Source organism: Wenzhouxiangella sp. XN201 (genome assembly GCF_011008905.1).
Lineage (GTDB): Bacteria > Pseudomonadota > Gammaproteobacteria > Xanthomonadales > Wenzhouxiangellaceae > Wenzhouxiangella.
This window is the reverse complement of sequence record NZ_JAAIVI010000017.1, coordinates 1638493-1665000: the sequence shown is the minus strand read 5'-3', so window position 1 is coordinate 1665000 and position 26508 is coordinate 1638493. Positions and strand designations below refer to the sequence as shown.

Sequence of the window (26508 nt, the reverse complement as noted above, 5' to 3'; positions counted from 1 at the left end):
AGAATATTGCCATGGCCAAGGCGAAGTCAGTTTATACCTGCCGCGAGTGCGGCGCGAGTTTTCCCAAGTGGTCCGGCCAGTGCCCGGACTGCCAGGCGTGGAATTCCCTCGAGGAGGGGGTCGTCGAGACGGCGGCATCACGCGGACCGAAAGGGCGCGGCAACTGGTCGGGTACGGCCTCGGCGAAGGTGAGCAACCTGGCCGAGGTGCGGGCCGAGGCGGCCAGCGACAGGCTCTCTTCGGGTCTGAGCGAGCTCGATCGCGTGCTCGGCGGCGGGCTCGTTCCGGGCTCGGTCGTGCTGCTCGGCGGTGATCCGGGCATCGGCAAGTCGACCCTGCTGTTGCAGGCGCAGGATGCCCTGTCCGAAGCACGTGGAAGCCTGTATGTCACCGGCGAGGAATCGGCCGCGCAGGTCGCAATGCGGGCGCGTCGACTCGGGCTTGACCCCGGCCGGCTTGACTGCCTGACCGAGACTAGCCTGGAAGTGATCCTGGCCACGGCAGCCGAGCGCAAGCCGGACTTCATGGTGGTCGATTCCATCCAGACCCTCTGGACCGAGTCGCTGCAGTCGGCGCCCGGTGCGGTCGCCCAGGTACGCGAATGTGCTGCCCGGCTGGTGCAGTTCGCCAAACAGACCGGCTGTGCCGTGGTGCTGGTCGGGCACGTCACCAAGGAAGGCGCGCTGGCCGGGCCGCGTGTCCTCGAACACATGGTTGATGCCGTGCTGTACTTCGAGTCCGACTCCGGTAGCCGTTATCGCCTGATTCGCGCGGTCAAGAACCGGTTCGGTGCGGCCAACGAACTGGGTGTGTTCGCCATGACCGACAAGGGCCTGAAAGCCGTCGGCAACCCTTCGGCCATCTTCCTGTCAGGCCAGGAAGAGCCGGCGCCGGGCAGTTGTGTGCTGGTCACGCGCGAGGGGACGCGGCCGCTGATGGTGGAAGTGCAGGCTCTGGTGGCCCCTTCGAGCCTGTCCAACCCGCGGCGTGTGGCCGTAGGCATCGATCCCAATCGCCTGGCCATGTTGCTGGCGGTGATGAACCGCCACGCCGGCATCCAGATTGGCGATCAGGACGTGTTTGTCAACGTGGCCGGCGGCATGCGCATCTCCGAGACCGCCAGCGACCTGGCTATCGCGCTGGCGCTCAAGTCCTCGCTGCGCGAAAAGCCACTACCGAAGGGCCTGGTCGCCTTCGGCGAGGTCGGCCTGGCGGGCGAGCTGAGGCCGGTCTACAACGGCGAAGAGCGCCTGCGCGAAGCGGCCGGGCAGGGCTTTGACCGGGCCCTCGTGCCCGAAGCCAACCTCAAGGGCGTCAAGGTCAAGATCACTGCCCGCGGCTGCCGCAGGCTGGTCGATGCGCTGGCTGCGGCCGATGAGATGTAGGCGGGGCAAACGTGATATTCACCGCTTTCGCGTGTTCTGTTTGACAACCGTCTGTTCCAGGATTGCCGTGCCGCATTTGGGCCGCCGTTCCGCCGGAATGATTCGATTCAGGCATAATTCAGGCTCTGCGTGAGAGATTGTCAGCCATTCCCAGCCGGAGTACAGCTCATGAACCGCTTTGTCTCCCTGACGGCCCTTGCCACGGTATTCACCCTGGCGGCCTGCGTCACCATCAATGTCTACTTTCCCGAGGCGGCGGCGGAGCGTGCGGCCGATCGGTTCATCCGCGATGTGCTGGGCGAGGATGCACCCGCAGCGCCTTCCAACGGCTCCCAGGCAGCACGGAGTTCGCGCTGGCACGCGCTCTCGCCCGTGGCATCGGCGCACGCACAGGCCCCCGATATCGATATCGATACGCCGCAGATCCAGGACATCAAGCAACGCATGAGCGAGCGCCACCGCGAACAGCTGACCACCTGGTACGAAGCCGGTGCCATCGGGTTTTCCAACAATGGTCTGGTCGAGATCCGCGACCGCTCGGCCGTGGGCCTGTCCGAACGGCGTAACCTCGAGCGTGTGGTCGGCGAGGAGAACTCCGACCGCAACGCCGTCTATCGCGAGATTGCCATTGCCAACGGCCACCCCGAGTGGGAACCGGAAATCCGCGATACTTTCGCCCGGCGCTGGATCGCCAATGCAAAGCCCGGCTGGTATTACCAGACCGCCGATGGTGAATGGACGCAAAAATAGAACCGTTCGCTTGTTGGCTGGTTAGCTGGTTTGCTGGTTAACCCGTCAACAAGTCAACCAGCCAACCAGCTAACCAGCCAACGAGTTTTCATGGGTAGAAGACGCCGGCGCTTGCCGACGGAGCCGATCACGATAGAGATCGACGATCTTTCGCACGACGGGCGCGGGGTTGGGCGGCATGAAGACAAGGCCGTGTTCGTGCACGGCGCGCTGCCGGGCGAGCGAGTCTCGGCAAAGATCATCGGGCGCAACCGGCGCTTCGATGAAGCGCTCTGCGAGGAAGTGCTGGAAGGCTCTCCCCAGCGGGTCGAGCCCGACTGTCCCTGGTTCGATCGTTGCGGAGGATGCGCGCTGCAGCATCTCGATCACGCTGCCCAGGTCGAGTGGAAGCACAAGCGCCTGGTCGATAACCTCGAACGCATCGGCGGGGTCAGCCCCGGCGAGTGGTGGGATCCGATTTCGGCCAAGCCCTGGTACTACCGCCGCCGCAGTCGCCTGAGCGCCCGGCTGGTGCGGGGCAAGGGGCGCGTGCTGGTGGGGTTCCGCGAGCCGCAGGGGCGTTTTGTCGCGGACGTGGGCGACTGCCGCGTGCTGCACCCGGATTTCAGTGACCGCCTCCAGAGCCTCTCCGACCTGCTCGGTGAGTTGTCGGTGGCCGACGCGGTACCGCAGATCGAGACCGCCAGTGGCGACGAGGCTTCGGCCATCGTCATTCGCCACCTGCGCGAATTGACCACGGAAGACCTTGTGGCGCTAAAGCGCTGGTCGGATGACAACGGCATTGCGGTCTACCTGCAGCCCAAGGGACCGGATACCGTCCACCGTCTCTGGCCGGAGCAGCACGAACTGACCTATCGCCTGGATGAATTCGACCTCGAGATGGCCTTTCATCCCCAGCATTTCATCCAGGTCAATGCCGCCATCAACCGGGCGCTGGTCAATCGGGCGGTTGATCTGCTGGACCCGGCTTCCGATGAGCGCGTGCTCGACCTGTTCTGCGGCCTGGGCAATTTCACGCTGCCGCTGGCCACGCGCGCCGGGCAGGTTACGGGCATCGAGGGTGCGTCCGAACTGATCGAGGCGGCCCAGGCCAACGCGCGCCGCAACGGCATCGACAATATCGAACTGGAAGTCGCCGACCTGACCGAGGATGTCTCGGCGCGGCCCTGGTATCGGGCCGGTTTCGACAGCGTGCTGATCGATCCGCCGCGCAGCGGCGCCTTCGAAATCCTGCCGATGATCGCCGGTTCGGGTGCAAAACGCGTCGTTTACGTTTCCTGCAATCCCGGCACCCTGGCGCGGGATGCCGGTGAGCTCGTGAGCCATCACGGCTTCCGACTCGCGGGCGCTGGCATCGCCGACATGTTCCCGCACACCGCCCACGTTGAATCCATCGCCCTGTTCGAGCGCGCATGATGGTTGAATTGCCCCTGGGGCCTTTGATCGTAGGTATCGATGGCACTGCACTTGATGCAGCGACGGCCGAGATGCTCAGGCAACCGGCCGTCGGCGGCGTCATTCTGTTCACGCGTAATTATCAATCGCCAGAGCAGCTCCGTGCCCTGAGCGAAGAGATTCGTGCGTTGCGTTCACCGCGCCTGCTGCTGGCGGTCGACCAGGAAGGCGGGCGGGTTCAGCGCTTCCGTGAAGGTTTCACGCCGCTTCCGCCGCTGGCCCTGCTGGGTCGGTGGTACGCCTCGCATCCTGACAGGGCCCGCGATCTGGCCTATCGTCACGGTCGGGTCATGGCCGCCGAAGTGCTCGGTCACGGCCTCGATCTCAGCTTTGCACCGGTGCTCGATCTGGATCGCGGCAGCAGCGTGATCGGCGATCGCAGCATGGCATCGGACCCGGCCGATGTTGCCGACCTGGGCGCCCACTACATCGCGGGCATGAAGGATGCGGGCATGCGATGTTGCGGCAAGCATTTCCCGGGTCACGGGTCGGTCGAGGCGGACTCCCACGACGAAGTGGTCGTCGATGATCGCGACCTCGAGGCACTGGCGGACGATCTCGCGCCATTTGCGGAATTGGCCGGTGAGCTCGACAGCGTTATGATGGCGCACGTTTGTTACCCGGCACGCGATTGTGAGCCCGCAGGCTACTCGCGCGCCTGGGTGATCGAGACCTTGAGGGAACGCCTGGGATTCCGGGGCGTGGTCATTTCCGACGACCTGGACATGGCCGGCGCCAGCCCGGCCGGCAGCCTGGCAGAACGCGTCTCCAGATCGCTGGCTGCCGGCTGTGACGCGGTCCTGGTCTGTCGGCCCGAGTCGGCACGCGGTTTGATCGACAGCGAAAGCGGCTGGACTTCGCCCGAGACCGGTACCCTGGAGCGCCTTTATGGCCGGGCGATGGCCGATCTGGAAGAGCAGGCGCTGGTGCCCGAGTTTCGGGCCTGGCGGGATTCGTTGCGGGCATTGAGCTAGTTGCGGGCTTTTGGCTAAAGGAGAGAAATGCAGGACTTGATCGACAATCTCAGCGGTATGGTCGGCATTCCCGGCTGGGCCATCAAGGCTTTTGCCATCGTCCTGGCGGCGCTGCTGCTGGAGCTGGTCTACCGCATCTTCGTCAATCACCTGGATCGACTGACCGAGAAAAGCACACACCTGTGGGACGACGCGGTGGTCTATGCCGGCAAGCGCCCCGTCTCCTTGCTGATCTGGTGGCAGGGCGTGATCATGGCGGCGCGCGTGATTGCGCCGCATACCGAGGTGATTACCTTCGATGCTTCGCTGCTCAATGCGATCCAGCAGCTCGGCCTGGTGGTGGCGGCCACCTGGTTCTTCTACCGCCTGACGAGCGGTTTCGAGAAGGCCTTCGTCGAGGAGCGGCGCAAGCGCGACGAATACGTCGACCTGACCACGACCACGGTGCTGGGTCGCATCGTCCGTATTGCCTTCGTGATTACCGGCATCCTGACGGGATTGAGCATTCTCAATATTCCGATTTCCGGCTTGCTGGCCGCCGGGGGTGTCGGCGGCATCGCCGTGGGTCTGGCTGCACGCGACCTGCTGGCCAACTTCTTCGGCGGCTTTACGGTTTTCATGGACCGGCCGTTTTCGGTCGGCGATTGGGTGCGTTCCCCCGACCGCGAGATCGAAGGTACGGTCGAGCATATCGACTGGCGCGTTACCCGCATTCGCAAGTTCGACAAGCGCCCGATGTACGTGCCCAATGCCACGTTTACCACGGTGACGCTGGAGAACCCCTCGCGCATGACCCATCGCCGCATTGCCGAGCACATCGGCGTGCGCTACGACGATTTCAGCGTTGTTCGGAAGGTGGTCGAGGCGATCCGCGAGTACATCATGAACCACGATGCGCTCGATACGACGCAGACGACGATGGTGCACTTCGATCGATTCGGGGCAAGCTCGCTCGACATCATGATCTATTGCTTCACCAAGACGGTGGTCTGGACCGAGTATCACCAGGTGCGCGAGGACGTGCTGCTGAGCATCGGTGAGATCATCGAGTCGCACGGGGCCGAAGTCGCCTTCCCGACCCGAACGCTCAAGATCGACATGACCGAGCAACTGGCCGACGAGGTGCGGGAAGCGATCCCGGCCGATTCCGCGGCCCTTCAAGGGTCCGATCCAGAAGCATCGAGTTCGACCAGCGACGCACGCACGGCGTCATCGCGGGCACGCCGGGATAAGAAGACCAGCAAACAGGTCAAGACCGACGCCAGTCGTGACAAGCGTGAACCCCGCGGTGGCGATGTCGGCGGAGACAGCGGAGACGGTGGAGAAGGCAATGCCTGATGCGGTGGACCGCAATCCGAACTGGCCGGCCGGGGCCGAATGCCTGTTCGCGCCCGAAACGGTGGCGCAGGCACTCGATGCCCAGGCCGATCGCATCAAGCACCTGGTCGGGTCCGACAGCGTACTTTCGGTCATCGCCTTGATGAAGGGCGGCATGTATCCGGCGATTGAATTGACGCGTCGGCTTCGTTTCGCCCTGCGCGTTGACTACGTTCACGCCACCCGCTATCGGGAGGCTACAAGCGGCGGGGCAATCCATTGGCAGCACTGGCCCGATGATCTGGTGCCGGACGGCCACGTCGTGCTCGTCGATGACATTTTCGACGAGGGCTATACCATGCAAGCGGTGGTAGAGCGCTTGCGAGCCCAGGGTGTGGGTCGGATCACCACGGCCGTGCTGGCGCGCAAGCAGCACGACCGCGGTCTCGATCGGGACTGGGTGGACGACCATGCCCTGGAAGTGCCCGATCGCTACGTTTTCGGCTGCGGCATGGACTATCAGGGGCTGTGGCGGCAACTGGATGCCATCTGGGCGTTGCCGGCATGAGCCTGGCGATTATTGGTGGCACCGGCGCACTGGACTTGTTCGATGTGCTCGAGCACCGACGCGTTGAATCACCTTATGGAGCCGCTTCGGCAACGCTGGCTCGGATAGATCTCGACAATGGCGGAGCCTGGTTCCTGGCCCGGCACGGCCGGCCGCACCGCATTCCTCCGCACCGGATCAATTATCGCGCCAACATCGATGCGCTGCACCGACTCGGCGTGGCGCAGATCGTCGCCATCAACGCCGTGGGCAGCATGGATCCGGACCACGCCGCTGGCGCGTTGGTCGTTCCCGATCAGCTCATCGACTACACCTGGGGCAGGCGGCATACCTTCAGCGATGACGACATCACTCCGCTGCAACATGTGGAGTTCGCGCAGCCCTTTTCGGAGTCGCTGCGCCGCGCCTTGCTTGAGTCTGCGACCGCCGTGGGACAGTCATGCGTGGACGGCGGCTGCATGGCCGTTACCCAGGGGCCGAGGCTGGAAACGGCCGCCGAGATCCGCCGCCTGGGCCGGGATGGCTGCAATCTGGTGGGCATGACGGCGATGCCCGAGGCCGCTCTGGCGCGCGAGGCGGGTATGGACTACGCCAGCCTGTGCGTGGTCGCCAATGCCGCTGCCGGCCTGGAAGACGAACCCATCTCGGAGGCTGCCATCCACCGGGTGCTGGCCGATGCGATGCAGAACGTCCGCCAGGTACTCCATGCCCTTCACACATAGCACTTAACACTTCACGCTTGATACCTGACGCTCCACATTCAAGGGTTGCTACTTCACATTTATCCCCCCAAAACAGTGAACCACTTCTCCCTGATTTCCCTTGGGTTTATACGGGTGGCGCAGTATCCTGAAGAGCATATCCGTCGCCCACACCAGTCGCTCGTTCATGCCGCAATTTTTCACCTTGTCAGTGCTCGAAGTTGGCCACAGGGAGCGAACCGTGATGCGGTCGCTACTGAACCTGGCTGGAGTCGGTTCGAGTGGCACCGCCTGGCGGGTGATAGAAACGGACGGCGGCGATGTCACGGTCATTGATGTTGATTGCGAAGCGGGCGAGTCGCGCTGGCATGAACTGGCTTCCGACGGTGCCGATGTCGTAGCGCTGAGTGCGCGATCCGATTTTTCAGCCGAGTTCGTCCTGCGCAAGCCGCTCAGGCCAAGAGAGTTCCTGGACTTGCTCGAAAACTGGGTGGCGCGTCGTCGCAGCGTACTTGAGGAAGTTCTCCCGGAACCGCCGGCCGAAGTCGTGCTGGAATCCGAACCGGTCAAATGGCTCGGCATGGAGACGCCCAACGATCCCGATCGGGCCACCCTGGCCGAACATCTGCGCCGACGAACCTGGCGGGAGCCGGTGATACTCCAGGCCGAAGGCTGGCCGAGACTGGTAATCGATCCCGGTTCGGGCAGTTGGTACTACGAGGGATCGATGGCGGATATGGCGCCGGAACGCCTGGCCGAGTCCCTGCCGGCCAGCGCTGGCCGTCCGGTTTCCAGTCGTGAGCTGGCGGAACGATCCGCCCACGTCGGTCGCCGCAGGCTCAGCGAGTTGAAGTGGTTTGCGGGGCTGGGTCAGTCACGCGGACGTCTGCACCCTGATCTTCTGGGTCCGGTGCAGTTCATGCTCACCCAGGCGCCGGCCGAGGCCATGGCCAATGAGCGTTTCGCGGGCCTGGCGCGCATTCTCATTCGCGCGCCGCTGGGCCTGGAAGAACTGCACGCGCGTTCGGGTGAAGCGCAGGAAAGCATTGCCGCTTTCCTCAACGCCTGCTACACGACCGGCCGACTGCTGGTCAACCGGTCGGCGCGAGCCGCCGGCTTCTGAGTCTCCCCGGTACTTCCTAGTAGCGCAATCGAACCTTCCCGATACCGCGTACGCCGTCAATGGCTGCGAGCAGTTCGGTCGAGGGATTCACTTTCCAGTTCGCGCCGAGGTGCAGCACCGCCTGGGCCGAATGATTGCGGTAGCGAATCACCACCGGCGTGCGGCCCTGGCGGTAGGGTTGCAGGGCGGCGGCCAGGTCGTATTCGAGTGATTCCGGCGGCTGACTGATTTCGATCTCGACGCGGCGTGCGAACTGCGAGCGGGCTTCGTCGACGCTCATCACCTCCTCGGCCACCATGCGGTAGCCGCCGCGGAAGCGATCGACTTCCACTCGCCCCTGAACGACCACGATCTCGTCGGCGATCAGGCGATCCGAAACCTGCTGGTAGAGTCGGTCGAACACGGCCACTTCCAGCCGGGCCGAGCCGTCGTCGATGGCCACGAAGGCACCCTTGCCGGGGCGTTTGCGGATGGCCACGATGAGGCCGGCCAGGGTCATCGGCTTGCCCCGTTTGCCGCCATTGCTGGCACCACCATCCGATCCGAGCAACTGGCCGATGCGGTCGAGCGTCGTAGTGGTGGTATCGGCCAGCTCCTCGCGCAGTTCATCCATCGGGTGTCCGGACAGGTACAGGCCCAGGGTTTCCTTTTCGGCGCGCAGGCGCTGGCGACTGGTCCAGTCACGCACGTCCGGCAGTGCGCGCTCGGTAGCCGGCTGATCGGCGTGGGCTTCGGAGGAAGCGCCACCGAACAGGCTGACCTGACCGGCCTCGCGATCGCTCTGGTAGCGTTCGGCCTCGGCGACCAGGTCGGGCAGGGCCTGCATCAGCGCCGCGCGGTTGGCGTGGAGGCTGTCGGTGGCGCCGGAACGGATCAGGGTTTCGAGTGTGCGCCGGTTCAGGCGCGACAGGTCGACCTCGCGGCAGAATTGTGCCGGTGAGTCGAAGCGCCCCAGCCGTTCGCGAACCTCGACCAGGTTTTCCACTGCGGCGCGGCCCACGCCCTTGAGTGCGCCCAGACCGTAGCGAATGGCCCCCTCATCGACTTCGAAGCGATAGGCCGAGCGATTGACGTCCGGCGGCAGGATGTCCAGCCCCATCAGCCGGCAGTCCTCGATCAGGTTGGAGATCTTGTCGGTCTTGTCGAGATCGGCCGACAGGACGGCGGCCATGAATTCTGCCGGGTAATGGGCCTTCAGCCAGGCCGTGTGGTAGGCCACCAGGGCGTAGGCGACCGAGTGCGACTTGTTGAAGCCGTAACGGGCAAAAGTCTCCATCAGGTTGAAGATCGACTCGGCCTGATGCTTGTCGATATCATTGCCGGCCGCGCCCTTGACGAAGATGGCGCGCTGGCGCTCCATCTCCTCGACTTTCTTCTTGCCCATGGCGCGGCGCAGCAGGTCGGCCTCACCCAGGCTGTAGCCGGCCAGGTCCTGGGCGATCTGCATGACCTGCTCCTGGTAAAGGATCACGCCGTAGGTGGGTTTGAGAATGGGTTCGGCCTTCGGATGCGGATAGCGTACCGGCGCCTTGCCGTGCTTGCGGTCGATGTATTCGTCGACCATGCCGGCATCGAGCGGTCCGGGACGGTACAGGGCCACGGCCGCGACGATGTCGTCGAAGCTGTCGGGCCTGAGTTTTCGCAACAGCTCCTTCATGCCGGGCGATTCGAGCTGGAAGACGGCCGTGGTGTGCGCCGCGCGCAACAGTTCGAAGGCCTGTTCGTCGTCGAGTGGCACGTCGTCGAGGTCCAGCGCGGGTTCCCCCGAGTCCGCGCGTGCGGCGTTGACGGCTTTCATGGCCCAGTCGATGATGGTCAGGTTCCTGAGACCCAGGAAGTCGAACTTGACCAATCCGATCGACTCGACATCGTTCTTGTCGAACTGGGTCAGCACCGAATGGCCGTCCGGTTCGGTGTAGAGCGGGGTGTAGTCGGTCAGCGGGCCCGGGGCAATGACCAGTCCACCGGCGTGCTTGCCGGCGTTGCGTGCCAGGCCTTCGAGTGAGCGTGCCAGGTCGAGCACCGAGCGGGTGTCGTCTTCCTTCTCGTAGCGCGCCTTGAGTTCGGGCTCCTCTTCGAGCGCCTTGTCGAGCGTCATCTCGAGCTGGTTGGGAATCAGTTTGGCAATCGAATCGACGAAGCCGTAGTTGTAGCCCAGCACGCGGCCACAGTCACGCACCACGGCCTTGGCGGCCATGGTGCCGTAGGTGATGATCTGCGAGACCCGATCGCGGCCGTAGCGTTCGGCCACGTACTCGATCACGCGGTCGCGGCCCTCGACGCAAAAGTCGATATCGAAGTCGGGCATGGACACCCGCTCCGGGTTGAGAAAACGCTCGAACAAAAGCTCGTAACGCATTGGATCCAGGTCAGTAATACCCAGACTCCAGCCGACGACGGAGCCGGCGCCGGAACCGCGGCCCGGACCGACCGGCACACCGTTGTTGCGCGCCCAGGCGATAAAGTCGGCGACGATCAGGAAGTAGCCGGAAAAGCCCATCGAGGTGATGACCTCGAGTTCGCGTTCAAGCCGCCGGAGGTAATCTTCCCGATCGAGGTCCTCGGCCAGGCCGTGGCGCTCGAGGCGTTTCTCCAGACCCTCGGCGGCCTTGCGCCGGAGAAAATCATCCTCGGTCTCGCCTTCGGGTACCGGGAAGGCCGGCAGGAAATATTCGTCCAGGCCGAGCTCGAGATTGCAGCGCATGGCCAGGTGACGCGCATTGTCCAGGGCCACCGGCAGGTCGGCGAAAGTCGCGGCCATCTCTTCACTGCTCTTCAGGTACTGTTCGTCGACGTATTCGCGCGACCGGCGTTTGTCGTCGAGCAGGCGGCTCTGGTGAATGCACACGCGCGCCTCGTGGGCGAAAAAGTCCTCGCGTCCGAGAAAGCGCACGTCGTTGCTGGCGACAACCGGAACGCTGGTGTCGGTAGCCAGTTCGAGCAGGCCGGATTCGATCGCCTTCTCGTGCTCGTGCCCGAGCCGTTCCAGTGCCAGATAGAGCCGGTCGGGAAACAGGCCGAGCCAGGTTTCGAGGCGATTGCGAGCCAGGTTGCGGCGCCCGTTGGCGAGCGCCTCACCGATTTCGGATTGACGGCCGAGCAGGGCGATCAGCCCCTCGCTATGGCCCTGCAGCCAGGCCGGGTGCACACGCGGCTGCCCGCGGAAACGGCCTTCCAGAAAGCTGCGCGAGAGGATCTTGCAGAGATTGAGGTAGCCGCTTCGATCCTGCACCAGCAGGGTGACGACGCCGAATTGATCGGCATGGGTCGCATCCTGCACCCGGATGTCGGCGCCGACGATCGGCTTGATGCCCCGGGCGATGGCGGCCCGGTAGAACTTGACCAGCCCGAACAGGTTGTGCCAGTCGGTGACCGCCACCGCCGGCATGCCCAACTCGGCCGCCCGATTGACCAGCGCCCCGATACGCACCATGCCGTCCTCGAGCGAGTATTCGGTATGCAGGCGGAGATGGACGAAGGGGGGCGCGGTCGGGTTGGCAACTTCGTCGGGCATGAGGGGGATTATAGCGTTATCAGACCGTCCTCCCGATCATCCGCATCCCCACGATCAGAGCCAGGGCACCTACCGGCAGGCACAGCCACCACGGCACTCCGAAGCCGGCGGGCAGCGTTCCAAGCACGATGGCGATGATGCCGGCGAACAGGGCGTAGGGCAGCTGGGTACGCACGTGCTCGATGTGGTCGCACTGGCTGGCCATCGACGACAGGATGGTGGTGTCGGATATCGGAGAGCAGTGGTCGCCCCAGACTGCGCCGCCGAGCACGGCGGCCACCGAGGCATAGAGAATCGGCATGTGCTCGACGCCGGTCATGCCGTTGGTGCTCATCAGGGCCCAGGTGAGCGGCAGCATCAGCGGCAGGAGAATGCCCATCGTGCCCCAGCTCGACCCCGTCGAGAAAGCAGTTGCCGCCGCCAGCACGAAAACCAGCGTGGGTACCAGGCCCGGGTGCAGTCGATCACCCAGCAGTTCGGACAGGAAACCGGCCGTGCCCAGTTCCTCGGTAATGCCGCCCAGGGCCCAGGCCATGACCAGGATGACCACCGCCAACAACATGCTGCGAAGGCCGGTGAACCAGGCCCCCATGAGCTCCGGGATGGACAGGCTGCGATGCAGCATCGTCATGATGACGGCCGAGACCACGCCCAGCAGCGAGCCCCACAGCAGGGCCTTGTAGGCATCGGCGCTCTCGAGCACTGCCTGGAGGGTCTCGCCTTCTCCGCTGAGGAACAGGCCGGCAACCATCGAGACGACCAGGGTCGCGACCGGCACGATCGCGTTCCGGGCCAGTCGGCGGGTGCCCTCGGCGGGCTGGACCTGCTGCATGTCGTCGTCGACCAGGGCCGTGCTCACTGCCTCCGGCGCCACTCGTCCCTCCACACGGGCGCGGCGTTCGGCTGTGTGCATGGGGCCGAAATCACGGCCCGAGAGCACCACGGCGAAGACCAGGACGAGGGCAAAAAGCGGATAGAAGCTGTAGGCGATCGAATTGAGGAAAACGAAGTAGGCGTTCGCATCCAGGCCGGCGATGCCTTCCATGGAATCGCGAATGAGGCCGACTTCGTAGCCGACCCAGGTGGTCACCAGGGCCACGGAGGCGATGGGCGCAGCGGTGGAATCGACCAGGTAGGCGAGCTTTTCGCGCGAGACCTGCATGCGGTCGGTCACGGGTCGCATCGTGTTGCCCACCACCAGGGTATTGGCGTAATCGTCGAAGAAGATCGCCAGCCCCATGGCTACGGTCGCCAGGCTGGCCCGTCGGGCCGAATCGGCAAAGCCGACGATACGCTCGACCACGCCCTGGAGTCCGCCGTTCTTGGAGATGATGCCGACCATCCCGCCGATCATCATCGAGAATAGCACCACCGACGCATTACCCGAATCGGCCAGGGCGGCGACGACGTGAACTTCGAAGGACTCGAGCAGGCCTGTAAACAGTCCGACCAGCGTGAAGTCATTGAGTGCCCAGGCGCCGACCCAGATTCCGATGAACAGGGCGGGTACCACCTGGCGGATGATCAGCGCCAGGGCAATGGCCAGCGCCGGCGGCAGGATCGAAACCCAGCCGAAATGACTGGATTCGGCGGCAAAGGTTAACGGGCTGGCGAGAAGCGTGCTGCACAGGACCAGGCCGCGCAGCGGGGTGCGATTGTGATTGATCATTCTGTCCCCGACATCGAATCGAGCACATTCTGGCACTTCTCATAGCGCTTTGCCATGGCCTCGTGCCGCTCGACTGGCAGTGGAAAACTTCGATACCAGCGCTCGCGCAGCCCGGTCAGTTCTTCGGCCAGGCCCGGTTGACGGTCGCGTTCTCCCAGACGGCGGGCGAGCCGTTCGACCTGATAGTTCATGCGTGCTTCGCGGTCTTCTGCCGGTGACTCCAGCCCGGCGAGCAATTCCATCTCGATCAGCACCTGGCGCGCCTGCTCGGCGTTGCTTTCGGCCTGGACGGCCAGGTCGGCGGTCGCGACGTCGGGATCGGCGACGCGACGGGCGGTCTCGAGCAAGGCCGTGGTCAACTCGTCGGTGGCTTCGATCCCGGCCAGGGATTCGGTCAGGCGGGTGTTGGTTTCGCCCTGGTTGCGGGCCTGCCAAAGTTGCTGGGTGGTCTCGGCCAGCGTGGCGTACTGGTTCAGCACTTGCCGGGCATGGGCCTGCTCGCGGTCGCGAATACGATGTCGAAGGGTGCGTTCAGCCTGCTCGAAGCGCTTGATCAGATTGCGCGGCTTGCGGCCGATGGCAGCCCATTCCGCCTGCAGGGCGCGCAGCCGCCCTTCGGCACCGTCGAGTGCTTCGTCGTCACATTCGGTCAGGGCTTCGGCTTGTTCGCACAGCGCCTGGAGCTCGTTCAGTTCGGCTTCCTGCTGCTCGCGTTGCTCGGCCGTGTTTTCCCGCACCTTTTCGAACAGCGGATCAATCGGTTCCCGGAACTCCTTCCACAGCTGCTGCTCGACCCGCCGCCGGCCACTGCCGGACTGCTGCCAGCGCGCCTGCAGGGCCTTGGCCTTGTCGATCGCCGTGGCCAGGTCGGATTCGTGCTGCAGCTGTCGGGCTTCGGTCACCAGGCGTCGCTTTTCCAGCTCGATGGCCTCGAAGCCGGCATCGAGACGCGCGGACAGGGCGTCCATCAGCTCCCTCAGCCTGGCCGCTGATCGGCCGCGCGATTTAGGCGGCAAGTCGTCGAGCCGCCGGATGGCCAGGCGAGCGGCGCGCATGAATTGCTTGAGCTTATCGAGGCCGGCGTCCTCGTCATCAACCAGGGCATGGCCCTGTTCGAGAAAGGCTTCGAGCTGCGCCAGGTTTTCGGCCTGAACCTCATGGCGCTTCTCGAAATAGGGTTGGGCCGCTTCGAAGGCCCGCTTGCAGGCAGCCTGGAAACGGCGCCACTGACCGGCCGGGGCCGCGTGCCGGCGCTTGTCGCCGGGCAGGATTTCGAGGGCTTCCAGGCGCTGCCATTGTGCGCGCGCTTCCTTGAGCGCGGCGCTGATGGCGTCGGGATGCTGATCGGAATCGACCAGGGCCTCGACACGCTCGATCAGTTCATCACGGATCTGATTGTCAGACCAGTGCTCCCAGTTGCGCATTTCGCGCAGACGGCCCTCGAGTCGGCCAAGTCGTCCAAGCACTGCATGGGGTCGCTGACGTTTCTCCAGTCGATCAAGCTGGCTGCGCAGTTCGCGGACCGCGGACTGTGCGTCGGCCAGGTGACCGTCCTCGAGCAGGCCGGCGATGCGATCGAGCTTGTCATTGAATTCGGTTTGCGGCGGCCGTTGCGGGCGTTCTTTTTGCTTCTCGTGGACAGCGCTTTGCTGCTGGTGATTCTTCTGTAGCGCTTGCAGGATCGGCAGGGCACGTTCGCGCAGCCCCTGGTCTGCATCGCTGGGTGCGTCAATGGCGTTCCAGCAGCGGTCGAACTCGCCCAGCAGTTCACCGGCGCGATCGCCGAATGCTCGCAGCGGATCGTCGGCGGCTTCGAGTCGCTCCACCAGCGCGAGCAGCGCCGGGTCGGGCTGCGGACCGGGCGGATCAATCGAGTCGTCGGCACCGCCGGGCGCTTCCCTGCGAGGCGTCATTGCGCGTTTCAGAATCGCGATCGCGCCGTTGAATCGGCGGGCCAGATCTTCCCGCGGAGATTCGATGCCGGCCCAGTTCGATTCCAGTTCCCGCAGGGCTTCGGCACGATTACCCTCGAACTGTCCGCGCGCAAGGGTCTCGGCCCGTTCGACCAGTTGCGTGGCCGATGCCGCCGCCGGGTCGTAGTGGCCGCTGGCCGCCTGCAGGTCGTGCAGACGGTCTTCGACCGCTCGCGCCCGGCGCTTGTTCTTTTTCCGCAACGCGCCGGCGATGCGCTGCAGGGTCGAAACCTGGTCGATGCGATCGATCAGTGACAGGGCCAGTTGCTCGTCGGCTTCGTCGACGACCCGATCGCCGAGGAAGCCGGGCGAGTCGACGCGTGCCAGGGCCTCGGCCCGTATACTGCGATCGGGCGCATGGCGGGCGGCCCGCCGGATCAGTTCGGCGTCTTCGATCCGGCGGAACCACTCGACGCGCTCCTTGATCAGGCGCTCATCCGAACGCTGCATGATGGACCGCATCAGATAGGCATCGGCGGCCTCGACAATGCGCGGGTCACTTTCACGCAGCCGGGCGTCGAGCCAGAAGGGCTCGGTATCGATGCGCTTGAGTGCCGCCAGGCGGACACCGGGATCCTCGTCATGCTCGGCAATACGCGGCAGCGCTTCCCGAAGCTCCGGCGTGTCGCCTTCGGCAACGCCGCGGGCGCGGATTTCGGGATCGCGGTGCTGCCAGGGTTGACCGAAGATGCGTGACTTGATGCTCATGCCTGCTTGTTTTCCTTGGACCCTTGCGACGCATTATAGGTGGCGAAGTCGTTGCCGACAGGCCGGATCTCCGGTTCGATGGCGCTGTACTTGGAGCGCGCTCGAAGGTAGGGTTTTCTCCTGTACACGAAAACTGCACACCATGTCGAGTCCGGCAAAGCCAGTTCAAGCACCAACGGTTCGCTGGTCGGAACGGCCGGCAAGGCCGATCCTGCTGGTTGTGGCCGTGCTGGCGCTGATCGGCTCGTTACTGGGACTGACGGTCGGACGGCAAGTCGGTGGCGTGGAGGGCTTTGAAGCGGGTCTGATTGCCGCGGCGGGTGTGTATGCCATCTTCCTGTTCGTCATGCTGGCGAGCCGGCCCTTCCAGAGCCAGACATGGATTGCGCCGCTGACCAGTGCGTTCTTTGTCGCCTACCTGTCGCTGGCCGGACTGATTTCGGTCGGCAACGACAATATTCTCGACAGTTTTTTTGTCTATCTGCTGTGGTTCTTTCCACTTCTAGTCTTCAATCGCTTCGTCAACGTCTCGAATTACAGCCAGGTTTTTTCCTACCTGTTTATCGGCCTGGCTCTGGCGCTGGCAGCGACGCGAATCGTTGTGCACCCCGACGATGCACAGGGCGCGATCATCATGGTGGTCTATGCCCTGAGCCTGGTCAGTTTTGTCCTGCTCCTGGAGTTGTTCGCGCGGTTTCGTGAGGGTTGGATCAAGGAGCAGGAACGCGAACGTGGTCAGCTTCTGGTCGATCAGGCCCTGCGTGAGCGCGAGCAGCGCTTTCGTCGCCTGTTTGCAAATGCCGCTGCCGGCATCGGTTGGTTGTCGCTCGACGGGGAGTGCCTGGACATCAACCGGACGTTCGGTGAAATCGTCGGAATCCCGCACGCTGACATGCGCGGCTGCCGCTTCGGCGAGTTCGTCGATGCTGCCGACTATGATCGCTGGCGGGCGCTGCGCGAAGGCCTGAGTTCGTTGCGCCAGGAGGACGTTACCGTGGAACTGCGGCTGCGTGGTAGCGGTGGACGAGCCGTGGTGGCCGGGCTGAGTTTCTCCCTGGTCCGTGACCCGGATGGCGAGCCGGAGGCGATTGCCTTCGTGTGCCTGGACAATTCCCGGGTGCGCGCCATGGAAGACCGGCTCCATCACTCCCAGCGGCTCGAGGCCGTGGGCCAGCTCACCGGAGGCATCGCCCACGATTTCAACAACCTGCTGACCGTGATTCTCGGGAATACCGAATTGCTCGAGCAAGCTGCCGAGGATGACCCGGAGATGCTCCGCAACGTCGCGATGTGCCGCCGCGCGGCCGAGCGCGGGACGCGACTGGTGCAGCAACTGCTGGCTTTCTCGCGTCAGCAAGAGCTGATCCCGCAGCGTGTGGACGTGGCGCCCGTGCTTGACGGTTTCAGGGACATGCTCGATCGGATTCTCGGGGACGATATCGAAGTCGTCTTCGAGCTTGAGGACGGGCTTTGGCCGGCCAATGTCGATCTGGCGCAACTCGAGAATGCCTTGCTCAACCTGTGCATCAATGCGCGAGACGCAATGCCCGCGGGCGGCCGCTTGCGAGTGTCGGCCCGCAATCATCGGCTCGATGCACCCCGCGTGATTGACGGCGACGGCGTGCCACCGGGTGACTACGTTTGCCTGGGGGTCAGGGATAACGGCACGGGAATCGCCCCGGAGCATTTGAACAGGTTGTTCGAGCCCTTCTTCACCACGAAGCCGGACATGCGCGGCTCCGGCCTGGGGCTGAGCATGGTTTATGGCTTCGTGCGTCAGTCCGATGGTTACGTCGAGGTCGACTCAACGCTGGGGGAGGGGACGGAGATCCGCCTGTTCCTGCCCCGCGATCGCTCAGGTGAGCTGTTGCACCATCCGGAAGCCGGCCACCCAGGTGCCGATGGCCGAACCCAGGTTTGACAGAAAGAACACCAGCAGCACTCGCGAGACACGATTTCGCCACCAGCCGGACAGCTTGACCACGTCGTCCCGCAGCGACTCGAAATCGGCCACCCTTGGTTTGCGCAGCCAGGCCTCGACCGCCCCGGTGACCATGCCCGCGCCGATGGTCGGATTCAGCGAGGTGAGCGGCGCGGCCACCAGCGCGGTGAGCACGGTGAGCGGATGCCCACCGGCAATCAGCGCCCCCAGCGCGGACAGCGTGCCGTTGATGATCACCCAGGTGGCAATCAGGGCCAGGCCCAGTTCGGGCGAGCGTGAGAAGCCGATGGCGAATCCGGTAATCACCAGGGCCGCGATGAGCCAGGGCAGGGCCTTGATGAAGCGCGAGGGCGGTGGCATGTGATTGAGTTCCGAAACGGTCGGCTCCGGATCGTCATCGCTGCCGAGCGCTTCGGCAGTGCCCTCGAGGTGACCGGCACCCAGCACTGCGAGCACCCGGCGCGACTCGCCCGATTCGTTTTCCTGGCGAAGCCGCGCGGCCATGAATCGATCGCGTTCGGTGATCAGGGATTCGTAGAGCTCCGGCGCGGTTTCGGAAAACTCACTGAAAGTCTCGGTCAGCAGGTCCCCCTGTTTGAGGCGCTCGATGTCTTCCTCGCTGATTTCCTGGCGCGAGAACATCGACATCACCAGGCCATTGAGCATCAGCCAGCGCTTCCACCAGGACAGGCGGCGCGAAGCGCGCCGGAGCGTGATGCCGATTTCGCGATCGATGAGCTGTACCGGTATCCCGGCGCGGCCAGCGGCCTCGATGGCCGCTTTCATTTCCGCGCCCGGTTCGATGCCGAACTGTTCGGCGATGCGGCGCTGGTAGGCCGACAGGGTCAGCGAGGCCATCATCATGCCGGCCTTGCCCTCGCGAATGATCCTGAACAGGTCCATGTTGCGCCAGGCATCGCGCTCGGTCAGGGTCTGGTAGCGTGAAGGGCACAGCTCGACGGCCACGGCATCGTAGTGGCCGCTCGCGAGCAGGCGTTCGACCGCTTCGGCGCTGGTGCGCGAAACGTGGGCCGTGCCGAGCAGGGCGTAGTCCACGCCATCGCGCTGGACATGCCGTACCGGCTCGTCACCGAAAAGAGCTTGCTGCTCGGGAGTCATTAAAATCTCGATGCCTGAAGCGGTCGGGCAGTTTAGCCCATCCATCGTGGTATTTTTTACCGCAACAACCGAATCGGCGCGATAATTCGAGCGACAATCCTCCTGCGGAGCGTCCGGCATGATCCACGCACAAAAGGCTGGTCTGGCCATCGAGGCCCAGCCCGATACGACGACGTGCGGCCCGACCTGCCTGCATGCGGTCTACCGCCATTTCGGTGAAGAGATTGGGCTCGGACGGATCATCGACGAGATCGAGCGCCTTGACCACGGCGGCACGCTCGACGTATTCCTGGCCAATCATGCGCTGGCCCGGGGCTACCGGGCGACGATCCATACCTGGAACCTGGAAGTGTTCGACCCGACCTGGTTTTCGCGCCCGGACATCGATCTGGCCAACAAGCTGCGACGGCAGGCGGCGTTCAAGCGGCGCGAGCGGCTGAGCACGGCCACCGTGGGCTACCTGGAATTTCTGGCCGCCGGCGGTCAGCTCAAGTTCGGCGATCTCAACCGGGCCCTGCTGCGCCGTTTGCTGTCGTCGGGCCAGCCGGTGATGACCGGCCTGAGCGCGACCTATCTGTACCAGGCCGCGCGCGAGTGGGGTCCGGACGATGCCGACGACGACATCCGCGGCGAGCCGGTCGGCCACTTCGTCGTACTCAGTGGCTACCGGCGCGAGACGCGCGAAGTGATCGTGGCGGACCCGGCCAGCCCCAATCCGCGTGGCAGCCAGAACTACGCTGTGCACATCGATCGCGTGATCGCGGCCATCCTGCTCGGTGCACTGACCTACGATGCCAACCTGCTGGTGATTCGGCCATGCAGCAGCTGATCGTCGTCAGCCGACCGGAAGACTGGCCGCTGTCGATCGAGGGGGTCGAGCGTGTCCTGGCTCGCGACTACCTGACCGATCCGGCCTGGTCGGAGCGACGGGCCGTGCGCGTCTACAACTTGTGCCGCAGCTATGGCTACCAGGCCAATTGCTACTATGTGTCGTTGCTGGCGGCAGCGCGCGGCCACAAGCCCCTGCCTTCGGTTGCCACACTGCAGGATTTCCGGGTGCCGGCCATCGTGCGCCTGACCGGGGCCGAGCTGGCGCGGCAGATCGAGTCGAGCCTCAAGCCATTGCAGTCGGATGAATTCACCCTGTCGATCTATTTCGGACGTAACCTGGCGCGCCGATACGATCGCCTGTCGCGCGCCCTTTTCAACCTGTTTCCGGCGCCGCTGTTGCGGGCCCGTTTCGAACGCCTGGCCGAAGGCTGGGGGCTCAGGCGCATCGGGCCGATCTCCTTCGAAGACATCCCCGAAACCCATCTCGAGTTCGTCGGCGAAGCGGCCCGGATGTATTTCTCCGGCAAACGGCCGCGGGCCGGGCGGGCGAAGACGGCGCGCTTCGATCTGGCCATGCTGGTCAATCCGGATGAAGCGCACCCGCCCTCGAACGAGCGCGCCCTCAAACGATTCGAGCGCGCCGGCGAGTCGGTTGGATTTCACGTCGAGCGCATCCGTCCGGACGAGATCGGGCGCCTGGCCGAGTTCGACGCGCTGTTCATCCGCGAAACCACCGCCGTCAACCACCACACCTACCGCTTCGCCCGGCGCGCGGCGGCCGAAGGCCTGGTGGTGATCGACGACCCCGATTCGATCCTCAAATGCACCAACAAGGTCTACCTGGCCGAACTGCTGCAGCGCCACGGCATCGCCGCACCAAAGACCCTGCTGGTGCACCGCGACAACACCGGCGAGGTCGAGAATCGTCTGGGACTGCCGGTGGTGCTCAAACAGCCCGACAGTGCGTTCTCACTGGGCGTGGTCAAGGTCGAGACGGCCGAAATGCTCAAGCGCACCCTGCGCGAGATGCTCAGGAACAGTGAGCTGGTGGTGGCGCAGGAATTCCTGCCGACTGCCTTCGACTGGCGCGTCGGCCTGATCGACGGGCGGCCGCTGTATGTGTGCCGCTATCACATGGCCCGCGGGCATTGGCAGATCTACAATCACGATGACGCCGGCGATGACGACGAAGGCCTGGCCGACACCCTGTCGGTGGGCGAAGCGCCGGAGGCCGTGGTCGACATGGCGGTGCGCGCCGCAGGGCTGATCGGCAAGGGGCTATACGGGGTGGATCTGAAGGAGATCGACGGCCGGGTCATGGTCATCGAGGTCAACGACAACCCGTCGATCGATGCCGGCTGCGAGGATTCCGTACTCAAGGATGCGCTGTATCGGGAGATCATGGGCGTGATGCTCAAACGTGTGACGGCTCGCAAGCTGGGGAACGCCTGATGCCGACGATTGACCCGATTACGCCCCAGCCCCACCTGCATGCCTTTGCCGGTTACGGCATCGAGCTGGAATACATGATCGTCGCGCGCGACACGCTGGCGGCCCTGCCCGTGGCGGATCGCCTGCTGACCGGGTCGGACGGGGAACCGGTCAACGAGATCGAGGCCGGTGAGCTGGCCTGGTCGAACGAGCTGGTGCTGCATGTCGTGGAGTTCAAGACCAACGGTCCGGCGCCCTCGCTGGTCCCGCTAGCAGCCCGCTTTGCCGAAGCGGTGGCGACCGTCAACCAAGGGCTGGCGCCGATGGGCGGCATGCTCCTGCCTACCGCCATGCATCCGCTGTTCGATCCGGATTCCGAAACGCGTCTGTGGCCGCACGGCCAGAACGAGATCTATGCCGCCTACGACCGCATTTTTCAGTGCCGGGGGCATGGCTGGTCGAACCTGCAGTCGATGCACATCAATCTGCCGTTCTTCGACGATGCCGAGTTCGTTCGACTGCATGCGGCCATTCGGGCCGTGCTGCCGCTGATTCCGGCCCTGGCGGCAGCCTCGCCGCTGGTTGAAGGCCATGCTTCGGGTTGGATGGACAGCCGCCTGCGCTACTACCGCGACAACCAGCGCCACATACCCGAGATTGCGGGCCGGATCGTGCCGGAGGCCATCGCCTCAATCGAGGATTACGGGCAGCGCATCCTGGAGCCGATGTATCGGGCCGTAGCGGCGCACGATCCTGATGGCATCCTGGCCGAGGACTGGCTCAATTCGCGTGGCGCGATTGCGCGCTTCGAACGCCAGACCATCGAGATTCGCATTATCGACATCCAGGAATGCCCGGCGGCCGACCTCGCGATTGCCGAGGCGGTGGTCGGTCTGGTGCGCTGGATCTACCACGACGATAGACGTCTGGCCGCGGCGCAGACCCTGGGCACCGAGGACCTCGCCGATCAGCTGTTCGCCGCGGCGCGCGAAGGTTCGGCAGTGCGCTTCGATCGGGTTGATTGGCTGGCGCTGTTCGATGTCGACCGTCCGATGGAGGGGGCGACGCTGTGGCGTGAGCTGGTCGGGCGCATCGAGCTTTCCGATGCGGCATCCGGCATCCTGCTCGAAATGATCGATCGCGGCAGTCTGGCCGAAGCGATTCTGGACCGGCTCGGTCGCGCGCCGACCGGCGAGACGGTCACGGCCTGTTATCGGGAACTCGCGACATGCCTGGCCCAGAATCGCCTGTTTCGGTCCTGATTACCTGCGAGCATGCCCGCAACGAAGTGCCGCCCAGGTGGCAGCCGCTATTTGCCGGGCACGAGGCGCTGCTCGACAGCCACCGGGGCTGGGACCCGGGCTCGCTCGATCTTGCCCGGTCATTGTCCACAGCCCTGAGCGCACCCCTGCTGGCCGGGCGGGTGACCCGCCTGCTGATCGATCTCAATCGCTCGGCCGGTCATCCCGCGCGTTTTTCCGAACTGACGCGCCAACTTGCGCCGGCGGATCGCCGGCGCATCGAGGCCGAATACTGGCAGCCGCACTGGCAGGCCTTCGGCGATTTCCTGGCGGCCAGCGCCGCCCCGGTCGTGCACCTGGCCTGTCACAGCTTCGTGCCGGTGCTCGAAGGCGTCGAACGCAGGGCAGATATCGGACTGCTCTACGATCCGCGGCGGCCCAGCGAGCGCGCCTTCGCCGCCGAACTGCGCGCGGCCATCGGCCGGTGCCTGCCAGGGCTTCGCGTCCGTATGAACCAGCCTTATCGCGGGACGGCCAACGGCATCGGCCAGCAACACCGGCGCCGATATGACGGGCGCCGGCTCATCACGCTGGAAATCGAGATCAACCAGGCCCTGGTCGCGGCCCGGGCCTGGTCCGCTCGGGTCGAGGCACTGAGTGGCGCTGTGCGGGAGGTCTTGAACAAGCTTGGCGGAGACGTGCGGGGCTGGCCGTTTGGGACGCCCTCGGGCTGAACCCATGCGCTTACCGTGGGTCAGCTTCGCCAGCGTTTGAGCAGGTCGCCGTAGGCGTCGATGCGGCGGTCTCGCAGGAACGGCCAGAGGCGGCGGACCTGCTCACTGCGGTCCAGGTCGAGGGTGGTGATCAGGACCTCGGCCTCGCTCCCGGCCTCGGCCAGGATTTCGCCCTGCGGGCCGGCGACCAGGCTGTGGCCCCAGAATTCCGCCTCGAGATTGCCGCCGGAGCGGTCCGGTTCGAAGCCGACGCGGTTGCAGGTTGCCATGGGAATGCCGTTGGCCACGGCATGCGCGCGCTGGATGGTGCGCCAGGCGTCGAGTTGGCGGTGCTGCTCTTGTTCGTCGTCATCCGGATCGAGGCCGATGGCCGTCGGATAGAGCAGCAGGTCTGCACCGGCCAGGGCCATCAGGCGGGCGGCCTCGGGATACCACTGGTCCCAGCACACCAGCACGCCCAGGCGGCCGACCGAGGTATCGATCGGCTCGAAACCGAGGTCGCCGGGGGTGAAGTAGAACTTTTCGTTGTAGCCCGGATCATCTGGGATGTGCATCTTGCGGTAGATGCCGGCCCGGCTGCCATCGCGGTCGAAAACCAGGGCCGTGTTGTGGGCCAGCCCCGGCGCACGTTGTTCGAAGATCGAGCCGACCACGACCACTTCGTTCTCCGCTGCCGCAGCTGCGAGCATTTGCGCCGTCGGACCGTCGAGGGGCTCGGCCAGGTCGAACAGTTCAGGGTCCTGGTACTTGCAGAAATACTCGCTGGCATGCAGTTCCGGCATCAGGACCAGGTCGGCGCCCAGTTCGGCTGCCTCGGTGATGCCGGCGGCACTGACGGCACGGTTGTCCTCGGCGTGCGGGCCCATGGCGTGCTGGATCAGGGCAATGACAAGCTGGTGCGCGCTCATGCCAGGGCCGCCGGAATGTGCATGCTGGCGCAGTGCGGTCCGCCCGACTGGGTGATCATGATGCGGGCGGGCACCGATATGGTCTCGCGCTCCGGAAATCGCTCGGCCAGGATGTCGCGGGCGGCCTCGTCGTGGCGACTGCCGTAGGCCGGGACCAGGCAGGCGTCATTGGCCAGCACGAAGTTGGCGTAGCTGGCCGGCAGCCCGGGATCGAGGTCGTCGGGATGGGGCAGGGCGTGGAGCTGGTAGGCTGAGGCATCGCCGGTGCGCAGGGTCTCGAGCTGACCGCGCAGGCGCTCGGTGCGGGCCGTGTCGGCCTGGACCTGGAATACCAGGGTGTCGGTATCGACAAAGCGCACCAGGGTGTCGATGTGGCCGTCGGTGTCGTCGCCGGGCATGGGCTCGAGGTCGATGCCGATCACCTCGTCGAGGTTGAGTACCGCCTGGAGTTGGTGATCGATTTCAGCGTCGCTCATGTGCGAATGCCGGGTGCGCAAGCAGTGGCGATTGATCAATACGCGGCCCTGGCCGTCGCAGTCGATGGCGCCGCCCTCGAATTCGAGCAGGTACTGACGAAACTCCAGGCGGTTGAACAGTTCATGGCGCGCCAGGTGGCTGTTGACCCGATTGTCGAGCGCGGCCGGATACTTGCCGCCCCAGCCGTTGAAGTGGAAATCCAGCGCCATCCGCTGGCCGCCCGAAACCAGCACGATCGGTCCGTAGTCGCGGCACCAGGTGTCGTCGAAGTCGACCGACAGGCAGTGCAGCCGGGGATGGTCGAGCGGCAGACCTGAAGGCTGCTCCTCACCAGGCCGGGTCAGCAGCACCACGGTCTGGAATCGCATGAGGACGGTGATCAGCTCACGGTACTCGTCGCGGATCGCCTCAAGTTGGTCACGCCAGTCGGATTCGGCCGACGGCCAGGCCAGCAGGGTGGCGCTTTGCCGTTCCCATTCGGCCGGGAGTCTGTAGCGGCTGTGGGACACGACCGGCGCCGTTGCTCAGGAACCGCCTTGCGCTTCCGCTTCGCGCACGACCGCGCTGTGGCGAACCACGCTTTCGATCACCAGCTCGTGCTCGAAAAAGACGCTGTAATCGGGATAGATCCAGCGGGTGATCGGCGGATCGCCGACCGCCGGTCGCTTTTCGACCGGGCTGCCGTAGCGGGACTCGACCTCGTTCATGGTCAGGCCGTTGCCCGGCAGGTCGCGGCTCTGCCGTTCCTCGACCTTTTCGATCAGCAGGATGTCGCCGGCGGTCGCGACGCTCAGTACCGCCCAGAAAGCCGTCCCCCAAACCAGCTTGCCCAGTGTTGTTCGCATCATGGTGCAGTCCTCTGGTTGATCCCTCGGCTTGCAGTGATTCTCACGGCAAGATGTCATGGAAGCTCAGTTCCATTCTGCGGAAAAATAGTAGCATAAGGCACTCACTCAAAGCGGATTCTCCACCATGAAGACAGCTGTCATCACGGGCGCCAATCGCGGTATCGGCCTGGAACTTGCGCGTCAACTGGGCGATCGGGGCTACCGGATCGTGGCAGTCTGCCGTCATTCCTCGCCGCAACTCAACGCCCTGGGCGTACAGGTGGAAGAGGGGATCGACGTCACCGACGGTACGAGCCTGGCTGACCTGGCCAATCGCCTGGCCGGTACGCGCATCGAACTGCTGGTCAATAATGCGGGGCTGCTGATCCCCTCCAGCCTGGATACCATCGAGGAGGAGATCGACAATTGGCGGGCCCAGTACGAGGTCAATGCGCTCGCGCCGCTCCGGGTTACCCGGGCGCTGCGCAATCATCTCAATGATGGTGGCAAGGTGGTGATTATCTCGTCGCGTGTCGGCTCGATCGCCGATAACAGTTCGGGCGGGGCCTATGCTTATCGCATGTCCAAGGCAGCGGTGAATATCGCCGGCGTGTCACTGGCGCACGAACTCAAGGTCCGGAAAATCGCCGTCGGCCTGCTCCATCCCGGCTATGTCCGCACCGACATGACCGGCAAGCAGGGCCACGTCGAACCGGCCGAGGCTGCGGCCGGTCTGGTCGAACGCATCGAGGAGCTGAGCATGGAAACGACGGGCAGCTTCCGCCATGCCAATGGCGAGGCCTTGCCTTGGTAGAGCGCGTACAGGCCTGGTTCACGCCAAGGCGCAAAGGCGCCAAGTTC

At 64.7% G+C, this 26508-nt stretch carries 21 protein-coding genes; 14 read left to right on the top strand and 7 right to left on the bottom strand.

The features are described from left to right. Window positions 1–11 precede the first annotated feature (11 nt). From radA to G4Y73_RS07880, 8 genes are all read left to right on the top strand, one after another. A complete protein-coding gene (radA, locus tag G4Y73_RS07915; RefSeq protein WP_164231009.1) occupies window positions 12–1385 on the top strand; it encodes a DNA repair protein RadA in 1374 nt (457 codons plus the stop codon). A 168-nt stretch (window positions 1386–1553) separates the two neighbouring features. Continuing rightward, window positions 1554–2135 (top strand): YdbL family protein, encoded by a 582-nt coding sequence (locus G4Y73_RS07910; RefSeq protein ID WP_164231008.1) that lies wholly within the window; start codon window positions 1554–1556, stop codon window positions 2133–2135. A 90-nt stretch (window positions 2136–2225) separates the two neighbouring features. Beyond that, on the top strand, window positions 2226–3551 hold the full coding sequence (gene rlmD, locus G4Y73_RS07905; protein ID WP_164231007.1) for a 23S rRNA (uracil(1939)-C(5))-methyltransferase RlmD: 1326 nt from the start codon (window positions 2226–2228) through the stop codon (window positions 3549–3551). Further along, window positions 3548–4564, top strand: coding sequence for a beta-N-acetylhexosaminidase (gene nagZ, locus G4Y73_RS07900; RefSeq protein ID WP_205596516.1), 1017 nt, complete (start codon window positions 3548–3550; stop codon window positions 4562–4564). Before rlmD ends, nagZ begins: the two co-directional genes overlap by 4 nt. A 27-nt stretch (window positions 4565–4591) precedes the next feature. Further along, window positions 4592–5902, top strand: coding sequence for a mechanosensitive ion channel family protein (locus G4Y73_RS07895; protein ID WP_164231006.1), 1311 nt, complete (start codon window positions 4592–4594; stop codon window positions 5900–5902). Continuing rightward, window positions 5895–6449 carry a phosphoribosyltransferase family protein gene (locus tag G4Y73_RS07890; RefSeq protein ID WP_164231005.1) on the top strand — a complete coding sequence of 185 codons (555 nt, stop codon included), beginning with the start codon at window positions 5895–5897 and terminating at the stop codon, window positions 6447–6449. The genes G4Y73_RS07895 and G4Y73_RS07890 overlap by 8 nt, the downstream gene beginning before the upstream one ends. After that, window positions 6446–7171, top strand: a complete 726-nt coding sequence (locus G4Y73_RS07885) for an S-methyl-5'-thioinosine phosphorylase (RefSeq protein WP_164231004.1) — start codon at window positions 6446–6448, stop codon at window positions 7169–7171. Before G4Y73_RS07890 ends, G4Y73_RS07885 begins: the two co-directional genes overlap by 4 nt. A gap of 223 nt (window positions 7172–7394) precedes the next feature. Then, window positions 7395–8273, top strand: coding sequence for a hypothetical protein (locus G4Y73_RS07880; RefSeq protein ID WP_164231003.1), 879 nt, complete (start codon window positions 7395–7397; stop codon window positions 8271–8273). 16 nt (window positions 8274–8289) lie between these two features. On the opposite strand, the gene dnaE is transcribed toward G4Y73_RS07880, so the two are convergent. From dnaE to G4Y73_RS07865, 3 genes are read right to left on the bottom strand one after another with little or no spacing between them, the layout of a single operon-like run. Continuing rightward, window positions 8290–11787 carry a DNA polymerase III subunit alpha gene (gene dnaE / locus G4Y73_RS07875; protein ID WP_164231002.1) on the bottom strand — a complete coding sequence of 1166 codons (3498 nt, stop codon included), beginning with the start codon at window positions 11785–11787 and terminating at the stop codon, window positions 8290–8292. A 19-nt stretch (window positions 11788–11806) separates the two neighbouring features. Continuing rightward, entirely contained in the window at window positions 11807–13456 is a 1650-nt protein-coding gene (locus tag G4Y73_RS07870; protein ID WP_164231001.1) for a Na+/H+ antiporter NhaC family protein, read from the bottom strand. Next, entirely contained in the window at window positions 13453–16137 is a 2685-nt protein-coding gene (locus G4Y73_RS07865) for a DUF349 domain-containing protein (RefSeq protein WP_164231000.1), read from the bottom strand. The genes G4Y73_RS07870 and G4Y73_RS07865 overlap by 4 nt, the downstream gene beginning before the upstream one ends. Window positions 16138–16279: 142 nt before the next feature. On the opposite strand from G4Y73_RS07865, the gene G4Y73_RS07860 reads away from it, so the two are divergent. After that, on the top strand, window positions 16280–18058 hold the full coding sequence (locus G4Y73_RS07860) for an ATP-binding protein (RefSeq protein WP_164230999.1): 1779 nt from the start codon (window positions 16280–16282) through the stop codon (window positions 18056–18058). Here the strand turns inward: G4Y73_RS07860 and G4Y73_RS07855 are convergent. Then, on the bottom strand, window positions 17993–19198 hold the full coding sequence (locus G4Y73_RS07855) for a TraB/GumN family protein (protein ID WP_164230998.1): 1206 nt from the start codon (window positions 19196–19198) through the stop codon (window positions 17993–17995). The genes G4Y73_RS07860 and G4Y73_RS07855 overlap by 66 nt on opposite strands. Before the next feature lie 118 nt (window positions 19199–19316). On the opposite strand from G4Y73_RS07855, the gene G4Y73_RS07850 reads away from it, so the two are divergent. Genes G4Y73_RS07850 through G4Y73_RS07835 form a run of 4 tightly spaced genes read left to right on the top strand, consistent with a single transcriptional unit; the run spans window position 19317 to window position 23435 of the window. Beyond that, complete coding sequence (locus G4Y73_RS07850) at window positions 19317–20027, top strand: C39 family peptidase (protein ID WP_164230997.1); 711 nt, start codon at window positions 19317–19319, stop codon at window positions 20025–20027. Further along, complete coding sequence (locus G4Y73_RS07845; RefSeq protein ID WP_164230996.1) at window positions 20015–21481, top strand: RimK family protein; 1467 nt, start codon at window positions 20015–20017, stop codon at window positions 21479–21481. The genes G4Y73_RS07850 and G4Y73_RS07845 overlap by 13 nt, the downstream gene beginning before the upstream one ends. After that, window positions 21481–22722, top strand: coding sequence for a glutamate-cysteine ligase family protein (locus G4Y73_RS07840; protein WP_205596515.1), 1242 nt, complete (start codon window positions 21481–21483; stop codon window positions 22720–22722). The genes G4Y73_RS07845 and G4Y73_RS07840 overlap by 1 nt, the downstream gene beginning before the upstream one ends. Next, window positions 22689–23435, top strand: coding sequence for an N-formylglutamate amidohydrolase (locus tag G4Y73_RS07835; RefSeq protein WP_164230995.1), 747 nt, complete (start codon window positions 22689–22691; stop codon window positions 23433–23435). The genes G4Y73_RS07840 and G4Y73_RS07835 overlap by 34 nt, the downstream gene beginning before the upstream one ends. A 20-nt stretch (window positions 23436–23455) precedes the next feature. On the opposite strand, the gene G4Y73_RS07830 is transcribed toward G4Y73_RS07835, so the two are convergent. The 3 genes from G4Y73_RS07830 to G4Y73_RS07820 are packed head-to-tail and all read right to left on the bottom strand — an operon-like array spanning window position 23456 to window position 25668. Beyond that, window positions 23456–24343: a carbon-nitrogen hydrolase gene (locus G4Y73_RS07830; RefSeq protein ID WP_164230994.1), complete on the bottom strand. Its 888-nt coding sequence runs from the start codon at window positions 24341–24343 to the stop codon at window positions 23456–23458. Further along, the gene (locus tag G4Y73_RS07825; RefSeq protein WP_164230993.1) at window positions 24340–25329 is read right to left on the bottom strand and encodes an agmatine deiminase family protein; all 990 of its coding nucleotides are present in this window, start codon (window positions 25327–25329) and stop codon (window positions 24340–24342) included. Before G4Y73_RS07825 ends, G4Y73_RS07830 begins: the two co-directional genes overlap by 4 nt. A 15-nt stretch (window positions 25330–25344) precedes the next feature. Next, on the bottom strand, window positions 25345–25668 hold the full coding sequence (locus tag G4Y73_RS07820) for a hypothetical protein (RefSeq protein ID WP_164230992.1): 324 nt from the start codon (window positions 25666–25668) through the stop codon (window positions 25345–25347). Window positions 25669–25792: 124 nt separating this feature from the next. On the opposite strand from G4Y73_RS07820, the gene G4Y73_RS07815 reads away from it, so the two are divergent. Beyond that, complete coding sequence (locus tag G4Y73_RS07815) at window positions 25793–26461, top strand: SDR family oxidoreductase (RefSeq protein WP_164230991.1); 669 nt, start codon at window positions 25793–25795, stop codon at window positions 26459–26461. Window positions 26462–26508: the final 47 nt, after the last annotated feature.